Source organism: Devosia psychrophila, from assembly GCF_000971275.1.
Lineage (GTDB): Bacteria > Pseudomonadota > Alphaproteobacteria > Rhizobiales > Devosiaceae > Devosia > Devosia psychrophila.
Genome location: NZ_LAPV01000192.1, coordinates 1 through 18,045 on the forward strand (window position 1 = coordinate 1; position 18,045 = coordinate 18,045).

Annotated in this window: 18 protein-coding genes; 6 read left to right on the forward strand and 12 right to left on the reverse strand. The window is 62.9% G+C overall.

The genetic code is table 11. The features are described 5' to 3' along the window. Positions 1-22: 22 nt before the first annotated feature. A complete protein-coding gene (locus WH91_RS19890) occupies positions 23-490 on the reverse strand; it encodes a GNAT family N-acetyltransferase (RefSeq protein WP_046172763.1) in 468 nt (155 codons plus the stop codon). Continuing rightward, positions 478-849 carry an ArsR/SmtB family transcription factor gene (locus tag WH91_RS19895; protein WP_046172764.1) on the reverse strand — a complete coding sequence of 124 codons (372 nt, stop codon included), beginning with the start codon at positions 847-849 and terminating at the stop codon, positions 478-480. Before WH91_RS19895 ends, WH91_RS19890 begins: the two co-directional genes overlap by 13 nt. A 113-nt stretch (positions 850-962) precedes the next feature. Here WH91_RS19895 and WH91_RS19900 point away from each other — a divergent pair, with 113 nt between their 5' ends. Beyond that, positions 963-2,144, forward strand: a complete 1,182-nt coding sequence (locus WH91_RS19900; protein WP_046172765.1) for an MFS transporter — start codon at positions 963-965, stop codon at positions 2,142-2,144. Here the strand turns inward: WH91_RS19900 and WH91_RS19905 are convergent. Both WH91_RS19905 and WH91_RS19910 read right to left on the reverse strand, forming a co-directional pair. Then, positions 2,141-3,673, reverse strand: coding sequence for a hypothetical protein (locus tag WH91_RS19905; RefSeq protein ID WP_046172766.1), 1,533 nt, complete (start codon positions 3,671-3,673; stop codon positions 2,141-2,143). The two genes, WH91_RS19900 and WH91_RS19905, sit on opposite strands and share 4 nt — an antisense overlap. Next, positions 3,670-4,425: an ABC transporter ATP-binding protein gene (locus tag WH91_RS19910; protein ID WP_046172767.1), complete on the reverse strand. Its 756-nt coding sequence runs from the start codon at positions 4,423-4,425 to the stop codon at positions 3,670-3,672. The genes WH91_RS19905 and WH91_RS19910 overlap by 4 nt, the downstream gene beginning before the upstream one ends. A 254-nt stretch (positions 4,426-4,679) precedes the next feature. On the opposite strand from WH91_RS19910, the gene WH91_RS19915 reads away from it, so the two are divergent. Further along, the gene (locus tag WH91_RS19915; RefSeq protein WP_046172768.1) at positions 4,680-5,906 is read left to right on the forward strand and encodes an MFS transporter; all 1,227 of its coding nucleotides are present in this window, start codon (positions 4,680-4,682) and stop codon (positions 5,904-5,906) included. 55 nt (positions 5,907-5,961) lie between these two features. Here the strand turns inward: WH91_RS19915 and WH91_RS19920 are convergent, their stop codons facing one another. Further along, positions 5,962-6,399, reverse strand: coding sequence for an organic hydroperoxide resistance protein (locus WH91_RS19920; RefSeq protein WP_046172769.1), 438 nt, complete (start codon positions 6,397-6,399; stop codon positions 5,962-5,964). Positions 6,400-6,519: 120 nt separating this feature from the next. Here WH91_RS19920 and WH91_RS19925 point away from each other — a divergent pair, with 120 nt between their 5' ends. After that, positions 6,520-6,966, forward strand: a complete 447-nt coding sequence (locus tag WH91_RS19925; protein WP_046172770.1) for a MarR family winged helix-turn-helix transcriptional regulator — start codon at positions 6,520-6,522, stop codon at positions 6,964-6,966. A gap of 101 nt (positions 6,967-7,067) precedes the next feature. Here WH91_RS19925 and WH91_RS19930 read toward each other — a convergent pair whose 3' ends face one another. Continuing rightward, positions 7,068-7,784 (reverse strand): ribonuclease T2 family protein, encoded by a 717-nt coding sequence (locus tag WH91_RS19930; RefSeq protein ID WP_052953003.1) that lies wholly within the window; start codon positions 7,782-7,784, stop codon positions 7,068-7,070. 50 nt (positions 7,785-7,834) lie between these two features. Next, positions 7,835-9,811, reverse strand: a complete 1,977-nt coding sequence (locus WH91_RS19935) for a bifunctional 2',3'-cyclic-nucleotide 2'-phosphodiesterase/3'-nucleotidase (RefSeq protein ID WP_046172771.1) — start codon at positions 9,809-9,811, stop codon at positions 7,835-7,837. 930 nt (positions 9,812-10,741) lie between these two features. Between WH91_RS19935 and ypfJ the strand changes: the two genes are divergently transcribed. After that, on the forward strand, positions 10,742-11,683 hold the full coding sequence (gene ypfJ / locus WH91_RS19940; RefSeq protein ID WP_046172772.1) for a KPN_02809 family neutral zinc metallopeptidase: 942 nt from the start codon (positions 10,742-10,744) through the stop codon (positions 11,681-11,683). Positions 11,684-11,729: 46 nt separating this feature from the next. Here ypfJ and carA read toward each other — a convergent pair whose 3' ends face one another. Then, positions 11,730-12,935, reverse strand: coding sequence for a glutamine-hydrolyzing carbamoyl-phosphate synthase small subunit (carA, locus tag WH91_RS19945; protein ID WP_046172773.1), 1,206 nt, complete (start codon positions 12,933-12,935; stop codon positions 11,730-11,732). A 136-nt stretch (positions 12,936-13,071) separates the two neighbouring features. Here carA and WH91_RS19950 point away from each other — a divergent pair, with 136 nt between their 5' ends. Next, entirely contained in the window at positions 13,072-13,524 is a 453-nt protein-coding gene (locus tag WH91_RS19950) for a GatB/YqeY domain-containing protein (RefSeq protein WP_046172774.1), read from the forward strand. Here the strand turns inward: WH91_RS19950 and WH91_RS19955 are convergent. Together WH91_RS19955 and WH91_RS19960 are read right to left on the reverse strand one after the other, a co-directional pair. Further along, the gene (locus WH91_RS19955; protein WP_046172828.1) at positions 13,521-14,666 is read right to left on the reverse strand and encodes a GGDEF domain-containing protein; all 1,146 of its coding nucleotides are present in this window, start codon (positions 14,664-14,666) and stop codon (positions 13,521-13,523) included. The two genes, WH91_RS19950 and WH91_RS19955, sit on opposite strands and share 4 nt — an antisense overlap. 111 nt (positions 14,667-14,777) lie before the next feature. Beyond that, on the reverse strand, positions 14,778-15,956 hold the full coding sequence (locus WH91_RS19960; protein WP_046172775.1) for an MFS transporter: 1,179 nt from the start codon (positions 15,954-15,956) through the stop codon (positions 14,778-14,780). Between the two features lie 181 nt (positions 15,957-16,137). Here WH91_RS19960 and WH91_RS19965 point away from each other — a divergent pair, with 181 nt between their 5' ends. Beyond that, positions 16,138-16,701, forward strand: coding sequence for an HdeD family acid-resistance protein (locus WH91_RS19965; protein WP_046172776.1), 564 nt, complete (start codon positions 16,138-16,140; stop codon positions 16,699-16,701). On the opposite strand, the gene WH91_RS19970 is transcribed toward WH91_RS19965, so the two are convergent. Beyond that, positions 16,680-17,582, reverse strand: a complete 903-nt coding sequence (locus tag WH91_RS19970; RefSeq protein WP_052953005.1) for a YihY/virulence factor BrkB family protein — start codon at positions 17,580-17,582, stop codon at positions 16,680-16,682. The two genes, WH91_RS19965 and WH91_RS19970, sit on opposite strands and share 22 nt — an antisense overlap. A 37-nt stretch (positions 17,583-17,619) precedes the next feature. Next, complete coding sequence (locus WH91_RS19975) at positions 17,620-18,012, reverse strand: hypothetical protein (RefSeq protein WP_046172777.1); 393 nt, start codon at positions 18,010-18,012, stop codon at positions 17,620-17,622. Between the last annotated feature and the right edge of the window lie 33 nt (positions 18,013-18,045).

The following is an 18,045-nucleotide window of genomic DNA, read 5'->3' on the forward strand; positions in this document are numbered from 1 at the left end:
GGGTGGGGGTGGGGTCAATGCGCTATAGGCGGAGCTTGAAGCCCTCGTGGCTCTTGGTAAAGCCGAGCTTTTCGTAGAAGCGGTGCGCGTCTAGGCGTACCTTGTTAGATGTGAGTTGCACCACTCCGCAACAAGCTTCACGGCAGCGATCGACGGCCCACTGCACCATTTCGCTGCCCAGGCCCGAGCCGCGCTGGTCGGCGCGGATATGGACGTTTTCGAGCAGGCCGCGCTTCATGCCGAAATTGGGCAGGCCGGGAATGAAGCTGATCTGCAGGGTGCCGACGACTTCGCCATGGCGCTCGGCCACGATGAGCCGGTGAGCGGGATCGCTTGCGATCTCATCAAAGGCGGCGCGGTAGCGTGGATCGTCAAGACTGGTCGGATCGAGCGGCGGTGTATCCTTGCCACGGGCGTCGCCGGCATGGCTGAGCTGGATCATCGTGGCGATGTCGGCAAGCGTGGCGTCGCGAAAGCTCAGGCTTGGCATGCTCGTTCCTGCTGGTTCAACAGGGCCAGTGTGCTCTCGACCTGGGGCAAGTCCACGGCGGTGGCGATGATGGTATCTAGGAACCCCGGGAAACGGGCGTCAAGGTCTTCGCGGCGGAGGGTGACGCGACGCTTGGTGCCTTCGGGGCGGACGTGGACTATGCCGGCTTCGCGCAGTTTGGCGACGTGGTAGGTAAGGTTGGTCTTGGAAGTCAGGCCGCCCAACTGGCCGCAGACCAGGCCAGACACTATGTCGCTGCGCGCCAGGCAGCCGATTATGGCGAGGCGCGTGTCATCGCCCAGCGCGGCGAGCACATTGGGCAGGGAGATCTGGTCGGTTTCGGGATGCGGTAGGGTCATGGCAGGTAGTTAGCGCTTTTCGGTCGTTAGTTCAATAAGTGTTGGACAAGGCGATTGACTTGTTCGTGAGCGAGGTTCAATTGTTCAATGAATTTTGAACAAGGACCAGTTTCATGGATATCCGTCTCATCTGGCTGGCGGTGGGCACCTTCGCCATCGGCGTCGAGAGCTTTGCCATTTCGAGCCTGTTGCCGCAGATCGCCGAGTCCACCGGGGTGTCGCTGACCCAGGCGGGCTATCTGGTGCTGGTGTTCTCGCTGGCCAATGCGTTTGGTTCGCCGATCCTCGCCGCGCTGACCGGCACGGCCGACCGGCGCCTCACCCTGACCATTACGGCGTTGATCTTTTCGGCTGGTGCGGTCTGGGCCGGGTTCTCGCAGGGCTATGCCGACCTGATGGCGGCGCGCATCCTGATGGCTTTCGCAGCAGGTCTATATACCGCAACGGCGCAGGCCACCGGCGTAGCAATTTCTTCGGTCGATCACCGGGCGCGCGCCATTTCGGTCATTGTCGGCGGCACCACGATGGCGGTGGCGTTCGGCGCACCGCTCGGGGCACTGGTGGCTGGCCTCGTGACCTGGCGCGGCACCTATTTCATGGTGGCTGGCTTCGGCGTCATTGCTGCGATGTCGATCTGGATCATGCTGCCCTCTGGCCTGCGCGGAGCGCCGCTGACCCTGCGCCAGCGCATCAAGGCAGTAGCCCTTCCGGGCGTCCCCGGCGCACTGCTGACCACATTGTTCAACCTGGCCGGAGCCTTCACCGTCATCGTCTATCTCGCCGTTGTCACGACGCAGTCTATCGGCCTGCCACGCGAGCTGGTGCCGGCGGTGCTGCTGGCCTTCGGCATCGGCGCGGCATTTGGCAATGTGGCGGGCGGACAGTTGGCCGACCGGATCGGCGCACGGCCCACGGTGATCGGCGCGGCCTCACTCAACGCAATCCTGCTGGTGGCCATCTCGCTGGCGGCGCATCTGCCGACCGGCGTGGTGATCCCGGCGTTCTTCGTGCTGATCGTGATCTGGGGCGGTACCGGCTGGGCCTTTCCGCCGGCACAGTCGAGCTATCTGCTGAGCCGGTCACACGGCAATGCGCCGCTGGTGTTGTCGCTCAATTCGTCGGCGCTGTATCTCGGCATTGCCAGCGGCGCGGTGATCGGCGGCCTCGTGCTGCAATATGGCACCGCCAGCGACCTCGGCTGGGTCGGCGCCATCTTCCCGGCGCTGTCCTTGGTCGGTATCGGGCTCTCGGCCTTGCTGCGGGAGCCAGATACCAGCCTCGTCCGCCAGGGCTAGGCTCGGCGAGGGCTCAGCAGTTTGGCGAGGCCCAACACTAGTACTGCGACGACTGCGGGGCCGATGGCCAGCATAGAACCCGAGGCCATCAGGGCGCCCATGCCTGCCCACATGATCGAGGCGAAAGCCTCGCTCAGCGTGGCGGCGCGGGAGGCAACCTGGCGGCGGCGGAACATCGAGCGCTTGGCGACGACGCGAAACCACAGCTGAATGGCGGTGGCTGAACCGGCGGAAAGCATGGCGCCGAAGGCGGTGATCAGCGCCATCCGCGGCGAGGAAATCGCCATCAGCAGAAGCAGCGGCGCCATCACTACGGCGATGACGCTCAGCACGGCCTCAATCTTGGCGATCAACACCGTGCGGGGTGAAACGGGACCGGTGACGACGAGGTCATGCGCATCTTCGCCGGATATCGCCAGCCAGGCGAGACCGCCAGCCAACTGTCCCGCAGCCATAATGAGCACAGGCACGACGACGACGAAAGCCCCTGCGTCATGGCCGAAATTGAGCCAGAGCAGCAGGGCCGGCGGTAGCAGGTAAAGGATCTGCATCAGCGTCTGCGACAGCAGCCACGGGTCGCGCTGCAACAGCCGCCATTCCTTGAGGCGCAAGGCGTGGCGCTGCGACATGGTGCGGAAGCTGCGCCTGGCGGGGCGGCGCTGGCTGCGTACATGGGTAAGGCCCGCTGCAGAGGTGGCGTGCTGGCCATAGCTCGGAGCGGCCAGTGCAACGGTCAACACAAGGGCGGTCAGGCCGATGCCCAGCATGATCAGCAGCGCAGTGCCATCGCCCATCGCGGCCTTGGCCGGTAGCCAGAAATTGCTGTGCAGTTCTGGCGCGGCGTCGACGATGGCCTGGCTCTGGAACAGCGCGAAACGGGACATGTCGCCATAATAGAGGATGGCGGCGGCCTGGATGCCGATGACGAAGCCGGCGCCGACTACGGCTGCGACGATCTGGGCAATCAGCCGTGTTTGCTTGGGGCCGACGGCGCGGAACAGGCCCAGCGTGATCAGCACTGAAATGGCGGTGGATATGGCGCCCATGGCGACGACGACGCCATAGGCCGACAGCCAGCGCGGCCCATCGAGCAGCGCCAGCATGTTGATCAGCGGGCTGGCCAGCAGGCCCGGCAGCAGGATGCTGGTCAGGGCAACCGCGCCGGTGCGGACGGCGAACAGGCGTTGTGACGAGGCGGGGGAGGAGAGGACCAGATCGAGGTCTGAGCGGCCGTAGTAGACGCGGGTGACGGCTTCGAGCGCCTGCGACAGCATGATGGTCCAAAACAGGATGCCGGTGCCGGTCAGCATGACCAGACTTGCGGCGTCGTTCGGCACGCCGCGCGAGGCCCATCGGCCGACAAGCCCGAAGGCCATCAGGTGCAAGACTAGCACGACGACGGCGAGGAAAATGACGATGCCCATGCTGCGGGAACGGCGGCCGCCGGTCATCATGGCGACCCAATCGCGCCAGCCGAGGATCAGTTCGTGGCGGGCAAACCAGGCGATGGAGGCGGGCGCGGCGCTCATGCGGCCACGGCGTCTGTTTCGCCACTTTGGGCCACGAGGTCGAGGAATATGTCCTCGAGGCTGGACTCGCGGCCGATGCGGGTGCGCAGTTCGGCCAGCGTGCCCTCGGCGAGCAGCCTGCCCTCCTTGATGACGCCGATGCGCTCGGCCATGCGCTCGGCGACTTCGAGAATGTGGGTGGTCATGATGACGGTGACGCCATCGCGCACCTTGCCCAGTAGCACGTCCTTGACGGTGCGGGCCGAGCCGGCGTCGAGCCCGGTCAGCGGCTCGTCGAGGATGATCAGCTTGGGGTCATGCACCAGCGCACCGGCGAGGGCGACCTTTTGCAGCATGCCCATGGAGAAGCCGCCGCACAGCTGGTTGGCATGCGGGCGCAGGCCGAGCCAGTCGATCAGTTCATCGGCCTTAGCCTGGGCTTTCTTGGGTTCGACCTGCCAAAGACCAGCAACGAATTCGAGATATTCAAGCGGGGTGAGGCGGTCATAGACCATGGGCTCGTCCGAAACCCAGGCGACGAGGCGCTTGGCGGCGATGGGGTCGCGCCGGGCGTCGATGCCGAAGATCGAGATATCGCCGACATCGGGCTGCAGCAGGCCGGCGACCATGCGCAGGATGGTGGTCTTACCGGCGCCATTGGGCCCAAGCAGGGCGTAGAATTCGCCGGCCTTGATGGTCAGGTCGAGATCTTGCACCACCGGGCGATCAAAGCTCTTGGTCAGGTGGAAAATGGCGAGGGCAGGGACGGTCATGGCGTCGCTCCGGCGGATTTTTGGCAGGGCGAGACTAGCCCGACAGCCTTTCCCGGCGGTGAATCGAAAGCGTTAAGAATGTGATGGAGCTGCCTTTTTGCGCAGGTCGGCTGTGCACAATGGGAGGTTGCGACAGGCGGCACTAACATTTTAGTTTGAAGCTGCCGCGTTCGTCTCCCGAACGGGTATCCCACATTGCCTTTCGGCGCCCGGCCCAATGCGGCCGGCGGCCGGATTCGTGCCTGGAGCCAACCATGACCACCACTTCACCCGTCTCCGGCTTTGGCGACACGGCAACCAAGCTGGCCATCCTCGCCTTGGCGATCGGCTCGTTCGGCATCGGCACCGGTGAATTTGCCATCATGGGGCTGCTGCCCAATTTGGCGCGGGACATGCTGGTTTCCGAGCCCGAAGCCGGCCATGTGATCAGCGCCTACGCGCTGGGCGTGGTGGTCGGGGCGCCGCTGTTTGCGGTGCTGTTCGCCAAGGCGCCGCGCAAACCGTTGATGCTGTGGCTGATGGGCCTGTTCGCGCTAGGTAATTTCGGCAGCGCCATGGCGCCGGACTATCTCTCGCTGATCGGGCTGCGCTTTGTCGCCGGGCTGCCGCATGGCGCCTATTTCGGCATTGCCGCGCTGATTGCCGCCTCGATGGTGGATGTCGGCTATCGGGCTCGGGCCGTGGGCCGGGTGATGCTGGGCCTGACGCTGGCGACGCTGATCGGTATGCCGCTCGCAACCTGGCTGGGCCAATACATGGGCTGGCGGCCGACCTTTGCCGGCGTCGGGCTGATCGGCGTCGTCGCACTAGCGATGATCGTACGCTTTGTGCCGGTGATCCAAATCGCCGAGGGGGCGAGCCCGCTGCGCGAGCTCGGTGCGCTCAAGCGCCCGCAGGTGTGGTTGACGTTGGGCATTGCCGCTGTCGGCTGCGGCGGCATGTTCTCGGTGTTCACCTATATCGTGCCACTGCTAACCGAGGTGGCGCATGTGCCGGTGGTCTGGGTGCCGGTGGTGCTGGCGCTGTTCGGCGTCGGCATGACGCTGGGCAATATCCTGGGCGCGGCGATGGCCGACAAGGCGCTGATGCCGACCATTGGCGGCATGCTGGTGTTCAACGTCATCAGCCTCGCGGTTATCCCATGGACGGCGCAGTTCTGGCTGTCGGCGTCGATCAGCGTGTTTCTCGTCGGTTTCACCGTGGCGATTGGCACGGCGCTGCAGACGCGGTTGATGGACGTAGCCGCCGATGGGCAGACGCTGGCGGCAACGCTCAATCATGCGGCGTTCAACATCGGCAATGCGCTTGGCGCGCTGTTTGGCGGCATGTCGATCGCGGCAGGCTTTGGCTGGGCCTCGACCGGGCCGGTCGGCGCCGTGATGGCCGTCGGCGGGCTGGCGCTGTTCGTGGTCTCGGAGTTGCTCGACAAGCACCGCTCGCGTTGGGAGTCACTCGACGTGGTAGCGCAGCCGGCGGAATAACTCAAAGGTATCAGTTTTGCCCTCCCTCCCCTCAGGGAGGAGGGAGGCAGGAAGCCTAGGCGACGGTCAGCTTCACGTCGACATTGCCGCGCGTGGCGTTGGAATAGGGGCAGACTTCGTGGGCCTTGTGGATCAGGGCTTCGGCGTCTTCCTTGGAAAAGCCAGGAATCGTCACCTTTAGCTCGACGGCGATGTTGAAGCCCTTGGCGCCTTCATTGGCGTTTTCACCGAACGACACCGACGCGTCGATCGTGGTTTCGTCTGGCACCTTGATCTTTTCGCCACGGCCGACAGCCTTCAGCGCGCCGAGGAAACAGGCCGAGTAACCGGCGGCAAACAGCTGTTCCGGGTTGGTGCCCGGGCCGTCGTTGCCGCCCATGGCCTTGGGGGTATCGAGCGTTACCGAGAGGCGGCCGTCATCGGTCGCGCTGGTGCCGGTGCGGCCACCAGTCGTGTGAGCATGGGCGGTGTAGACGGCTGACTTGATGGCCATGACAGGCTCCTTGGTTGTTATCGAAACGCATCTTATGGCAAGATCAATAGTGCACAACTAAATTGTGTGCAATTGAAAAATGACGTGCTATGGTGATTTTGTTGTTCCGAGGATGGTCCGATGGCAAAACCCGCTAACCCGCTGCGGCTCGATTCTATGCTGTGCTTCGCCGTATATGCCGCGAGCCACGCCTTCACGCGATTCTATAAGCCGCGGCTGGACGCGCTGGGCCTGACCTATCCTCAATACCTCGCGTTCCTCGTGCTCTGGGAGCAGGACGGTCTGACGGTAAAGGCGCTGGGGGATAAGTTATTCCTCGATTCCGGCACCATCACACCGCTGATCAAGCGCCTTGAAGCTCGGGCATTGGTGCGACGGCAGCGTGACGTCGAGGATGAGCGGCTGGTGCGGATTTTCCTGACCGACGAGGGCAGGGCGCTGCGTGAGCAGGCGCTGGCGATCCCGCTGCAGGTCGGGGAGGCACTGGGGGGCGATGTCGAAGCTGGGGCGGTCATGCGCCAGGGTTTGAAACAGTTGCGCGAACGGCTGGATGCAGCGCTGGAGTAGTTAGATTTCCAGCGGAGGGCCGGGGAGGGGGTCCATCAGTGCCCTCAATCCCTCCCCTCAAGGGGGAGGGAGGGGATAGAATTGTGTTCTGGCGTTAACTGCTACTGCAATCCTACCGCATCGACCACGCCGCCATCGCAACCACCGTCGGTACGGCGCGCGGCCATGATCAATTCGCCAAAACTGTCCGGGCCCTCGGGGCGTCCCGTCAGGCCAATCGTCAGTTCATCGATGATCCGGCGATTGCCGTCGTTGACGCAGGAGAGCCGGACGCGGTCGCCGGCTCCGCGGCCGAATGCGCTGTCGAAAGCGGCGCGGACTTCGCGTTGGGTCAGGCGCTGGCCGATCGAGGCGGCAAACAGTTGGCGGACGGGGCTTTCGTTGATCGCGTCCAGCATATCCAGCGAGTCGCCGAAGTAGGCCTCTGCGTTGCCGTCATAGCAAGTGCCGTGGGTAATCCATTCGTGGCGGTCGAGAGCCGAGGCGGCGCCGGGCATCATCACCAGCAATTCATCGCGCAGGGCCGCCGAGATATTGGGCTCTGGTAGCATGTCCCAGTCGCCATCCTCGTCCAGTTGAACAAGGTCGTCGTCGACGCCGCAATAGTCACGTGATCGCGGCTGTGGCCACAACCCATGTAGCGCGAAGTTGCTGGCATCAAATCGATCCGCGGTCTGGCTTTCGCATTCCGACCGATCTGGCCGCGTCTCGCAGAAGGCCGGTTGCCAGCTCACCGCCAGCACATATTGCGTGCGCTGCTGCGCCAGTGCCGGAGAGCAGAACACGGCCAGCAGCAGGGCTACAGAAACGAAGTGCATGATATTCCTTCAAGCGAGCGGGGCGGCCCGGATCAGCCGCCCCGTTCCGATCATAGCGTGATGCGATAGACGCCGAAACCGTCAGCATTGGTTTCGCCGGTGGCTTCGATCTTGATGGCTGTGACGTCATCGACGAACTGGGCGGCCTTTGGTCCCGTGGTGAACAGCACCGTGGTGTCGGGAATCGGCGCCAGCGACCAGTTGCCGTCTGCCGAAGGGCCGATCATGCCGTTTTCGACGATAAACCGCACGATGAGGTCGCGATTGGTATCCGGCCCCTTGAACACGATTACGTCGGCTCCGATGCCCGGAAAGGTGCCGCCGCCGCCAGCGCGATAGTTGTTGGTGGCGACTATGAATTCCTGGGCGGGGTCGATCGGCTTGCCGTCGTACATCAGCTCGACGATGCGGTTGGCGTCGGGGTTGGGCTCTTCCTTGCCATCCGACGAATATTTCGAGGGCTGTGTCACGTCGATCTTGTAAGTCACGCCATCGATCACGTCGTAATTGTAGGACGGGAAATCCGGGTTGATCAGCTCGGCATCCTTGGCGCCAGCCTCAATCTGATTGAAGATGCCGGCGGAGCGTTCCAGCCAGTTCTTCACGTCCGCGCCGGTGATTTTCACCGCCTGGATGGTGTTGGGATAGAGGTAAAGATCCGCCACGTTCTTGATGGCGACCGGACCGACGGGGACGTCAGTATAGTAATCCGGACCGCCGCGACCGCCGGCCTTGAACGGCGCTGCCGCCGAGAGGATCGGCAGGGCTTCCCACTCGGTGCCCTTCATCATCTGGGAGATGTACCAGGTCTGGGCCTGGCTAACGATCTGGACCGAGGGATCGTCGGCTACGAGTGCGAAGTAGGAATACAGTGGCGCCGAGGTTTCGCCGACGGCACGGCGCACGTATTCGAGCGTTTCCTTGTGGTCGTCCTCGGCGGCGGCGGCGACTTCGGCCTCGTCCTCGACCAGCCGGCTCACCTTGCCCTCGATGCGCTCGAAAATCGGGCGGGCTTCAGAGGTGTGCGAAGCGATGCTCCATTTGCCCTCGGCGTCCTGTTCGAGCAACAGGTCGATCAGGCCCATATGCGAGCCCCAGAAGCCGGCCATCACGGCAGGCTTGCCCGCGAGCGTGCCAGCTTCGATATCTGCGCCTTCGACACCCTCGTAGTCGGGGCCAGGGAATACCAGATGCTGGTGGCCGCTGAGCACCACGTCGATGCCCTCGACACCAGCCAGTTGCAGCGCCATGTTTTCGGCGCCCGTGGTCTGGTCGGCGGCAATGCCGGAGTGGCACAGCGCCACGATGATGTCGGCGCCGTCTGCCTTGATCTTGGGTATATAGGCCTGTGCGGTTTCGACGATGTCGCGCGTGTTGACCTTGCCGGCGAGATGGGTCGCGTCCCAGGTCATGATCTGCGGCGGCAGGAAGCCGATCAGGCCAATCTTGATGGTCTTGGTCGCACCCGAGCCGTCGACCAGTTCCTTTTCGACGATGAGATAGGGCTGGATATAGGTCGTGTCACTCAGCGGATCGGCGGCCAGTTCGCCCTTGACCAGATTGGCCGAGACGAAGGGGAATTCGGCGCCGGCGAGGGCCTTGTCGAGAAACTCAAGGCCATAGTTGAACTCGTGATTGCCAAGCGTCGCGGCCTCATAGCCGAGAGTATTCATGGCCGCGATTACCGGGTGGACGTTGCCGTCGAGGCCCTTTTCATAAGCGATATAGTCGCCCATCGGGTTACCCTGGATGATGTCGCCGTTGTCGACCAGCATGGAATTGCCGGCCTCGGCGCGGATCGATTCGATGATCGAGGCGGTGCGGGCGAGGCCCATCGTGTCGTTGGGCGCATCGGCATAATAATCATAGGCAAAAACCGCGACATGCAGGTCGGTGGTTTCCAGAATGCGCAGATGCGCCTGGTTTGCCTGGGCCATGGTGGCAAAGGGATGCATGGCGGCCATAGCTCCTACACTCGCGGAGCCCGCGAGGAATGTGCGTCGAGAAATCCTGGGCAGGAAATTCATTGGTGTGTCCCTGTTCTGTTCTAATGGCTGAACCAAAGACCGGGGGCGCCGCGCTCCCGGACATGGGCGCTGATAAGCCCGGTGCGTCGCGCTCCACTGAGGGAAGCGCGCATGTCTTGCCGCCGGCAGGTGACGCTAGGATGACCGCGGCGCGGTGAGGTTATGGAAGGTTAGGGGAGTGGTCAAACTGAGGCGGAGTGGGGTGTCCTTCCTGACGAATATCGCACACCCACAATGTGATCCCGGCGAAGGCCGGGATCCATCCTGAGATTTATCCCCGCGCCGCCAGATCGCGGTGCTTATTCCCGCTACCTCGCGGCTATGGGTCCATCTCAGGTTAAATCCCGGCCTTCGCCGGGATGACGCCGTGGGTGGGGTGAGTGCGAGGTCATGCCTTTAACTACTGTCTGATCGCCTCGCCCCTCAGGGGAGAGGTCGGCGCGCAGCGCCGGGTGAGGGTTGCCATGCTGAGGATCGTGGGGATGTTCCGGCATCGCACCCCTCACCCCACCCTCTCCCCTGAGGGGCGAGGGTGGGGTGGTCCCGCCCCTTCCCACAACCAAAGTTATCCATCTTATCCCCACACCCTCCGCCTCCCGCATAATCCTCCCATCTTCCGGGATACGAGCGGCGCTGCAGCGACCGGTGTCCGGAAGGTGCCGAACGAGAGGCGTCGCTGCCTTTTCTCGGGTTCGAGGACCGGCCGCGCCATGGCGAGTGATCATGGGGCGCGCTTACCGGGCCTGTTCCAAAAATCGGCCACCCCGAGATGGCTTTCGTCTCACTATTTTATTCCCTTACGAGGCGATCGCCGTCTCGGGGTCCGCTCGTCATTCGGTAACCGCGCACAGGCGGCGCATTCGCATGCCGGAACCGATTGCATCGGCATAGCTTGTTGCTAGGCTGGGGACAAATCGGAGATATTGACGTATGAAATGGCGCGGCCGGGAGCAAAGCTCCAATATTGAAGATCGTCGTGGTCAAAGCGGTGGCCGCATGGGCGGATTGGGCGGTAGCCCGTTTGGCCGGGGCGGTGGCATTCGCCTTCCCACCGGCGGCGGTGGCGGTTCTCGCGGCGGCATCGGCAGCATTATCGGCATCGTGGTGGTGCTGGGCATTATCTGGGTGCTCACCGGCACCAATCCGATCGACATCCTCACCAACGGCGGCGGTAGCAGCACGGGCTCTGGCTCCACGGCCAGCTCTTCCGGCCAGGTTCCGACCACGGGCGACGAGGCCGAATTGCGCGACTTCGTCGGCGTGGTGGTCAAGGAAACCGAGGACCTGTGGACCGAGGTCTTCGCTCAGCAGAACGAAACCTATCCCGCACCAAAGGTGGTGCTGTTCAACGGTGGGGTCGATACGGCCTGTGGCGCGGCTGATTCGAGCACTGGGCCATTCTACTGCCCTGGCGACGAGCAGGTTTATATCGACCTCAGCTTCTACGACCAGTTGCGCGACCAGTTTGGTGCCCCGGGCGATTTCGCACAGGCCTATGTTCTGGCGCATGAAATTGGCCATCACGTGCAGAATATCACGGGCGTGCTGCCCGAGTTCAACGAGCGTCGCGCGTCGATGAGCACCGAAGAAGCCAATGCCTATTCGGTGCGCGTCGAGCTACAAGCGGACTGCTATGCCGGTGTCTGGGCAAATTCAGCAGGCCAGGAAGACCTGCTGGACAATGGCGATATTGAGGAAGCACTGAACGCCGCCGAACAGATCGGCGACGATACGCTGCAGAAGCGCATGCAGGGCTTTGCCGTGCCCAAGACCTTCAACCACGGCACCTCGACGCAACGCAAAACCTGGTTCGAGCGCGGCTACACGTCCGGTAATCCAGGCGATTGCGATACGTTCTCGGGCAACGTTTAGCGCGCTGTTATTCACCTCTCCCCCCAAAGGGAGAGGTGAAGGAGTATCAGGCTGCGGGCGCAGCGTGTTCAGGGCGCTCGGCCACGCCCTTTTGCTTGCGGACGTGGTTGAGGAAGCGCGTGAACAGATAGTGGCTATCGCGCGGGCCGGGGCTGGCTTCAGGGTGATACTGCACCGAGAAGATAGGCTTCCCGTCAACTGAAAGACCGGCATTGGACTGGTCGAACAGCGAGATATGGGTCTCGGTGACGCCGGCCGGCAGGCTGGCCTTGTCCACGGCAAAGCCATGGTTCATCGAGGTGATTTCGACCTTGCCGGTCGTCAGGTCCTTGACCGGATGATTGGCGCCGTGGTGGCCCTGATGCATCTTGGACGTGGTGGCACCCAGCGACAAGCCGAGCAACTGGTGACCGAGGCAGATGCCGAACACCGGCTTGCCGGTTTCCATCAGCGTCTGAATGGTCGGCACGGCATATTTGCCCGTCGCCGCCGGATCGCCGGGGCCGTTAGAAAGAAAAATACCGTCGGGATTGTGCGACATCACATCGGCCGCCGTAGCGGTCGCCGGCACGACGGTGACCCGGGCGCCTTGGTCGGCGAGGCAACGCAGGATGTTGCGCTTGGCGCCGTAGTCGATTGCCACGATATGGAAATCGGGCTTGTCGAGCGTGCCAAAACCCTTGTCCCACTGCCAGCCGGTCTGGTCCCAGTGGTAAGTCTGGGCCGTGGTGACCTCCTTGGCGAGGTCGAGGCCTTCAAGGCCGGGGAAGGCCTTGAGTTCGGCGTTGATCGAAGCTTCGTCGAACTGGCCGCTGGGCTCGTGTGCGATGACGCCGTTGGGCATGCCGTTTTCGCGGATCAGTGCGGTCAGGGCGCGTGTGTCTATGCCGGTGATGCCGACGATGTTGCGCTTCTTGAGCCAGGCATCGAGCTTTTCGGCGGCACGATAATTGGAGGGGTTGGTGATGTCGGCCTTGAGCACGACGCCGCGGACGCCGGACAGGGCGGCCATGTTGACCGTCTCGATGTCTTCGTCATTGGTGCCGACGTTGCCAATATGGGGGAAGGTGAAGGTGATGATCTGGCCCGCGTAGGACGGGTCGGTCAGCACTTCCTGGTAGCCGGTCATGGCGGTGTTGAAGCACACTTCGCCAGCGGCATGGCCAATGGCGCCGATGCCGCGGCCTTCCAGGCGCGTACCGTCTGCAAGGATCAGAACTGCGGTCGCGGGGGATTGCTGCCAGCCGGTCACGGTGGGCCTCCAGTAAGTTTGACAATGTCGGTTGAGGCCTCCTCATAGAAGGCCCGACGCAGGGGCGCAAGTGGCGCTTGCCGTTGTTTACGCCTATATGGGCTCAAGAAAACGCATAGCAAGAGGATGAAAACCCATGCGCGAACAGTTCAGCGAAGGCCTCAAGACAGCCCTCAAGGCACGTGACCAGCGTCGCACGACGACGCTCCGGGCCATTAGCGGGGCCATCAAGGACAAGGATATCGCCATCCGCCAGGAAAACCGCGGTCCGGCGACCAACGAGGAAATCCTCACCATCATCCAGAAGATGGTCAAGCAGCGCGAAGAGAGCTTTGCTATCTATGCGCAGGCCGGCCGCGCCGACCTCGCTACGGTCGAAAAGGAGGAGATCGACATCCTCAACGAGTTCCTGCCCAAGAGCCTGACCGAAGACGAGGTTGAGGCCGCCATCCGTGCTGCCATCGTCACCAGCGGTGCCGATGGCGCAAAAGACATGGGCAAAGTCATCGCCCAGCTCAAGTCGGATTATCCGGGCCGCATCGACTTCGGCAAGGCGAGCGGCAAGGTACGGGCGTTTCTCGCCGGCTAGGCGATCAGGCGCAGGGAGGCGGTCGTGACACGGTTGCGACCGCTATCCTTGGCGCGATACAGGGCGTCGTCGGCCCGATGTAGCGCAGACGAAAAACTCTCGTCGGCGCCGCTGGTGGCGACTCCGATGCTGACGGTGGCCGGAATAGCCTGCAAGGCCGTAGGCGCCGGAGCCTGCTCGAAATTGGCGCGAATGCGTTCGGCGATCAGCTTGGCCTGATCGACCGGCATCGGCTTCAGAATGGCGCAAAATTCTTCGCCGCCGATTCGGGCGACGACGTCCGCGCTCTGCAGGTTATCGATCAGGACAGTGCCCAAATGGCGGATCACGGCATCGCCAGCAGCGTGCCCGTGGCGGTCGTTGATCTGCTTGAAGTGGTCGATGTCGAACATCAGCACTGCCGTGCCAACCGGCAGGTCCACAGTGTCGAACCGGTCGAACAGGGCACGGCGGTTGAGCAGCCCGGTCAGGGAATCGGTATTGGCATCAAGCTGGTGCCGTCGGGCGGCGCGGGAATGATGCAGGGTCAAGGTAATGGCGCCGATACCGGTCAATCCGACCAGCGATACGATCGAATTGAAGCGCTCCGCCCAATTGTCTGGTATGGCCTCGAGCACCAGATGGCCATCGAGCCCGATCATTACGGCACATGCAGCAAAAGAGATGGCGCTCAGCGTGTAGAGAGCCGCGTTGGTGATAAGGGCCGAGCGGGACTCGTTGCGGCCGCGCCAATATTCCCAGGCGCACAGGAACATGATGACGGCGCTCGTCGAATTCAGGCTCAGCACGCCCAGCGCCGACCAGCCGGCTAGTAGTGGAGCGGCAAGCAGCATGACCGAGACAGCCCAGGCAACGATAGCCGGCCGGATTGAACTCGATCGATCTCGAAACAGGCGGGATGCGGCGTAGATCAGGCCAAAGCCGGTCAGCAGCAGGAAGTAGGGCACCAACAGGTAGACAAGGCCGAAAGCGCCATTGCGCAGACCGAGGAACGCCACGGCAACGGCGACGAAGCCGATACCGGCCAAGCCATAGGCGAGATAGGTCTCGGCACGCGCATTGACCCAGCCAATCAACAGCGCGCCCATCAGGGCCGCGCTGGAAAAGGCGATTGCGATCAACAGCGTTTCATTGTCGATCATCGCCCGGTCCACTCGTGCAAAATCGACCGCAAGATAAGCGGCTCAGGTTCCCGGGCGCATTGAAGCGGCAGAAGATGACCAAACCGTTATTTTGGCCAGTGGTTTGACGGGTTATCCAGCGGCTTCCGGCATGATGTCGTCGCTGCGCTGTTCCAGCCAATAGGAGAAAATGGCGATCAAGACGGCGATCACGAGAGCAGCCGTGCCGATCAGCGGCAGATTGCGATAGCCGAAGCCGCTATCCAGCAGACTGGCGCCGAAAACGGCGCCGATGGCGATGCCGACGTTGAAGCCGCTGGGGATCAAGGCCGAGGCCAGATTGGGCGCGTCTCCAGCCCAGGCCAGGATGCGCGACTGTAGGGGCGAGCCAAAGGCGAAGTTGACCCCGCCCCAGATGACTACGACCACGGCCATGACGACGGGATAGGGAGCGGCGAGGTAAATCGCCGCAAAGGCCAATGCCTGGCAGGTTAAAATGCCGATGAGGGAGGGCATCAGCTTCCAGTCGGCAAGACGACCGCCGACAAAGACGCCGATGGTGGCGCCGACCCCGTAGAGCAGCAGCACCAATGGCACGACGTTGACGTCCAGCCCGCTGACTTCGAGCAGTAGCGGCGCGATATAGGTGAAGAGACTGTATTGGCCGATCATCACCAGGATGGCGATGGCGAGCGAGGTGACGATCTGCTGGCGGGCCAGCGCCTTGAACTCGCGGAGGAAGCTGCCAGACGTGCTCGACTGCCCGGTGGCGGCCGGGAGGAACAGGGCTATGGCGAGGGTGGCGAGCAGCCCTAATACGCCGACGGCCCAAAAGGTGGCGCGCCAGCCCAGAGCGGTGCCGATGGCAGTGCCGCCGGGGACGCCAAGAATGTTTGAGACGGTGAGACCGGAGAGAATCAGCGCCACGGCAAAGCCGCGCTTGTCGGCCGGCACCAGATTGACTGCGACAATGGCGGCAATTCCGAAATAAGTACCGTGCACGACCGAGACCAAAACACGGGCCGCCATCAGCAATTCGAAAGTCGGGGCGATTGCGCAGAGGGCCTGGCCGAAGGTGAACACACCGCCCAGCAACAGGATCAACGTCTTGCGGCTGAGCTTCTTGGTCGCCACGGCCAACAGGGGTCCACCGATCGCGATGCCGATGGCATAGCCGCTGACGAGGTATCCCGCGATGGGGATCGAGACGCCGAGACCACGCGCCACATCGGGCAGGACGCCGGCGATCACGAACTCGGCGGTGCCGAAAGCGAAGGCTGCGAGAAAAAGTGCGATGAGGGGAAGCGACATGACTGCAAACCGCCAGCGGCGGGACCCGATTGAAGCGGTCTCAAACCACGGCGCGGGCAAGGTAGCAATCAACAATTGGCCGAGGTGAGTATAGAAAAACTAAAAGCCGCGCACGGCTTGGAACTGCGGGGAAGTGCGTTAGATTGCGCAGCGGCGGCTTGGCGCCGATCTGGAGAAAACTATGACGGTTTCGGTTAAGACGAGGAGACGCTTTGCATTGGCGACGGCGCTTCGCGGCGCGTTGATGTTGCTGGCGGGGCTCTATGCAGTTATCTGGCCTACCGATGCACTGACCGTGATGGTGCTGGCTGGTGGCATTTTGCTGCTGATCGACGGTGCGTTGGGCCTATGGAGCCTGACCTTTGGCGGCGGCAAGAGCGGCAATTACTGGTTTGACGTCGTGTCCAACGCGTTGTCGCTGGTGCTGGGCGTGCTGGTCCTGCTCAGCCCGCTGCTGGCAACGATCCTGACGGTGACCTTTATGGCGAGCCTCGTCGGTATCGCGGCGCTGGTCGTGGGCGTCATGCAGATCGTAGTGATCACCCGCGAGCGGGAGCACTACGCCCGCATCTGGCCAGTCGTGTTATCAGGTGTGTCATACATCCTGCTAGGACTGGTATTCCTGTTTTTCCCACTCGTCGCCGGTACAACGGCCGTAATTTTTGGCGGCGTGATGCTGGTGTTTTTTGCCTTCGGCCTCTTTGGTTGGGCATGGCGGCTATATCAGCGCAGCAAGGGCGTCTGAGCCTTATATTGAAGGCTTTCGCGTTGCAGCTCGGCGTTGATGGTGGCGCCGAGCACGACGATGAGCGCCGAGTTATACATCCAAAGTAACATCACGATGGCGGTGGCCAACGAGCCAAAAGTGGCCTCGAACTGGCCAAGGCGCTCGACATAGAACGAGAAAATCACACAGGTCAGCAGCCACAGCACGGTGGCAATGATGGCGCCGGGCCAAATCCAGCGGGCCCGCTTGGAGCGGCGGTCCGGCGCGAAGCGGTAAAAAGCCGCGATACCCATGACGCCAAGGCCTAAAAGTATTGGCCAGCGCAGCCAGAGCACCAGGACCTGCCCGACGCCGAGCCAGGGCAGGGCCGCGAAATACGCGGGGATCAGGGCCACCAGCGTCAACACGATCATCATGCCAAAGCCGGCGAGAAACGTTACCCAGACCGACATGGCGACAGCCGCCAGAAAGTTCCGCTTGTCGGGCTCGGCATGGGTCCGAGAGACCGCATACATCAGCGCAGCAACGCCGCGAGACGCGCTCCACGCCGCGATCAGCAGAGAGATCACGAGGCCCAGACCCAGACCGCCGCGCGGTTGCTCCAGCAAGGTGACCAGTTGCCCCGCCAGAGTGCGGCGCACGACTTCAGGCACAAGGCCCTCGAGACGATCAACCATTTCCGCCAGAAAAAGTGGCTTGGCAAACAGACCGAGCAGGAGAACGGCGCTGGCAACGGCGGGGAACAGCGACAAGAAGCCGAAATAAGCAACGCCGGCGCAGCGCATCGACGTGTCCATCTGCGTCATGGACCGGGCGGTACGCCAGAGCACGCGGCGCCAGCGGCGACGGTGTAACTTGGCCAGCGGGAACGTAAGGGCTTGCAGAATGGTGTCGGTCATGCCCGTCAACGCCGGAATTGGGGTGAAGTTGCCGCGGCTAGCGGTAGATCACTGCAATACCAGCGACGCTGTCGTCCTGACGATAAATCCTGGCGCCTACGGGGAGCGTCAGTTCGATACTGCCGAAGCCGTCCCAGCGCGGGTCAAGGTCGGCAGCGACGCCGATAGAGGCGAAGCTGGTGGCGTCTTCGGGCAGGTCATCACCAGCAGGAATCACTGCGGCCTGGGTGTTCGGACTGGTTTCGCCGCAGCTGCGTGAAAACACCACAAGGTCGAACTGCGCATCGGGCGCGGTGAGCCGGTCACTGATCGCGGTGGTGCAACCGGGCGCCAGGCCAGACAGATACCAAAGGCCGCCGCCGACCAGGATGGCCGGCGCTGTGGTCAGCAAGGCGAACAGGCGAAGCGGGAATTTATTGGTCGATGGCACGGCAAGACCTGCTGTGGATAAGTCGTCTCTTGG

Excerpts from the sequence above, each read along its gene's own strand:
- WH91_RS19950 (WP_046172774.1), top strand. The coding sequence starts at position 13,072 with ATGCGCGAACAGTTCAGCGAAGGCCTCAAGACAGCCCTCAAGGCACGT.
- WH91_RS19915 (WP_046172768.1), top strand. The coding sequence starts at position 4,680 with ATGACCACCACTTCACCCGTCTCCGGCTTTGGCGACACGGCAACCAAG.
- WH91_RS19900 (WP_046172765.1), top strand. The coding sequence starts at position 963 with ATGGATATCCGTCTCATCTGGCTGGCGGTGGGCACCTTCGCCATCGGC.
- WH91_RS19955 (WP_046172828.1), bottom strand. The coding sequence starts at position 14,666 with ATGATCGACAATGAAACGCTGTTGATCGCAATCGCCTTTTCCAGCGCG.
- WH91_RS19965 (WP_046172776.1), top strand. The coding sequence starts at position 16,138 with ATGACGGTTTCGGTTAAGACGAGGAGACGCTTTGCATTGGCGACGGCG.
- WH91_RS19920 (WP_046172769.1), bottom strand. The coding sequence starts at position 6,399 with ATGGCCATCAAGTCAGCCGTCTACACCGCCCATGCTCACACGACTGGT.
- WH91_RS19905 (WP_046172766.1), bottom strand. The coding sequence starts at position 3,673 with ATGAGCGCCGCGCCCGCCTCCATCGCCTGGTTTGCCCGCCACGAACTG.
- WH91_RS19935 (WP_046172771.1), bottom strand. The coding sequence starts at position 9,811 with ATGAATTTCCTGCCCAGGATTTCTCGACGCACATTCCTCGCGGGCTCC.
- WH91_RS19895 (WP_046172764.1), bottom strand. The coding sequence starts at position 849 with ATGACCCTACCGCATCCCGAAACCGACCAGATCTCCCTGCCCAATGTG.
- ypfJ (WP_046172772.1), top strand. The coding sequence starts at position 10,742 with ATGAAATGGCGCGGCCGGGAGCAAAGCTCCAATATTGAAGATCGTCGT.
- WH91_RS19925 (WP_046172770.1), top strand. The coding sequence starts at position 6,520 with ATGGCAAAACCCGCTAACCCGCTGCGGCTCGATTCTATGCTGTGCTTC.
- WH91_RS19970 (WP_052953005.1), bottom strand. The coding sequence starts at position 17,582 with ATGACCGACACCATTCTGCAAGCCCTTACGTTCCCGCTGGCCAAGTTA.
- WH91_RS19960 (WP_046172775.1), bottom strand. The coding sequence starts at position 15,956 with ATGTCGCTTCCCCTCATCGCACTTTTTCTCGCAGCCTTCGCTTTCGGC.
- WH91_RS19930 (WP_052953003.1), bottom strand. The coding sequence starts at position 7,784 with ATGCACTTCGTTTCTGTAGCCCTGCTGCTGGCCGTGTTCTGCTCTCCG.
- WH91_RS19890 (WP_046172763.1), bottom strand. The coding sequence starts at position 490 with ATGCCAAGCCTGAGCTTTCGCGACGCCACGCTTGCCGACATCGCCACG.
- WH91_RS19910 (WP_046172767.1), bottom strand. The coding sequence starts at position 4,425 with ATGACCGTCCCTGCCCTCGCCATTTTCCACCTGACCAAGAGCTTTGAT.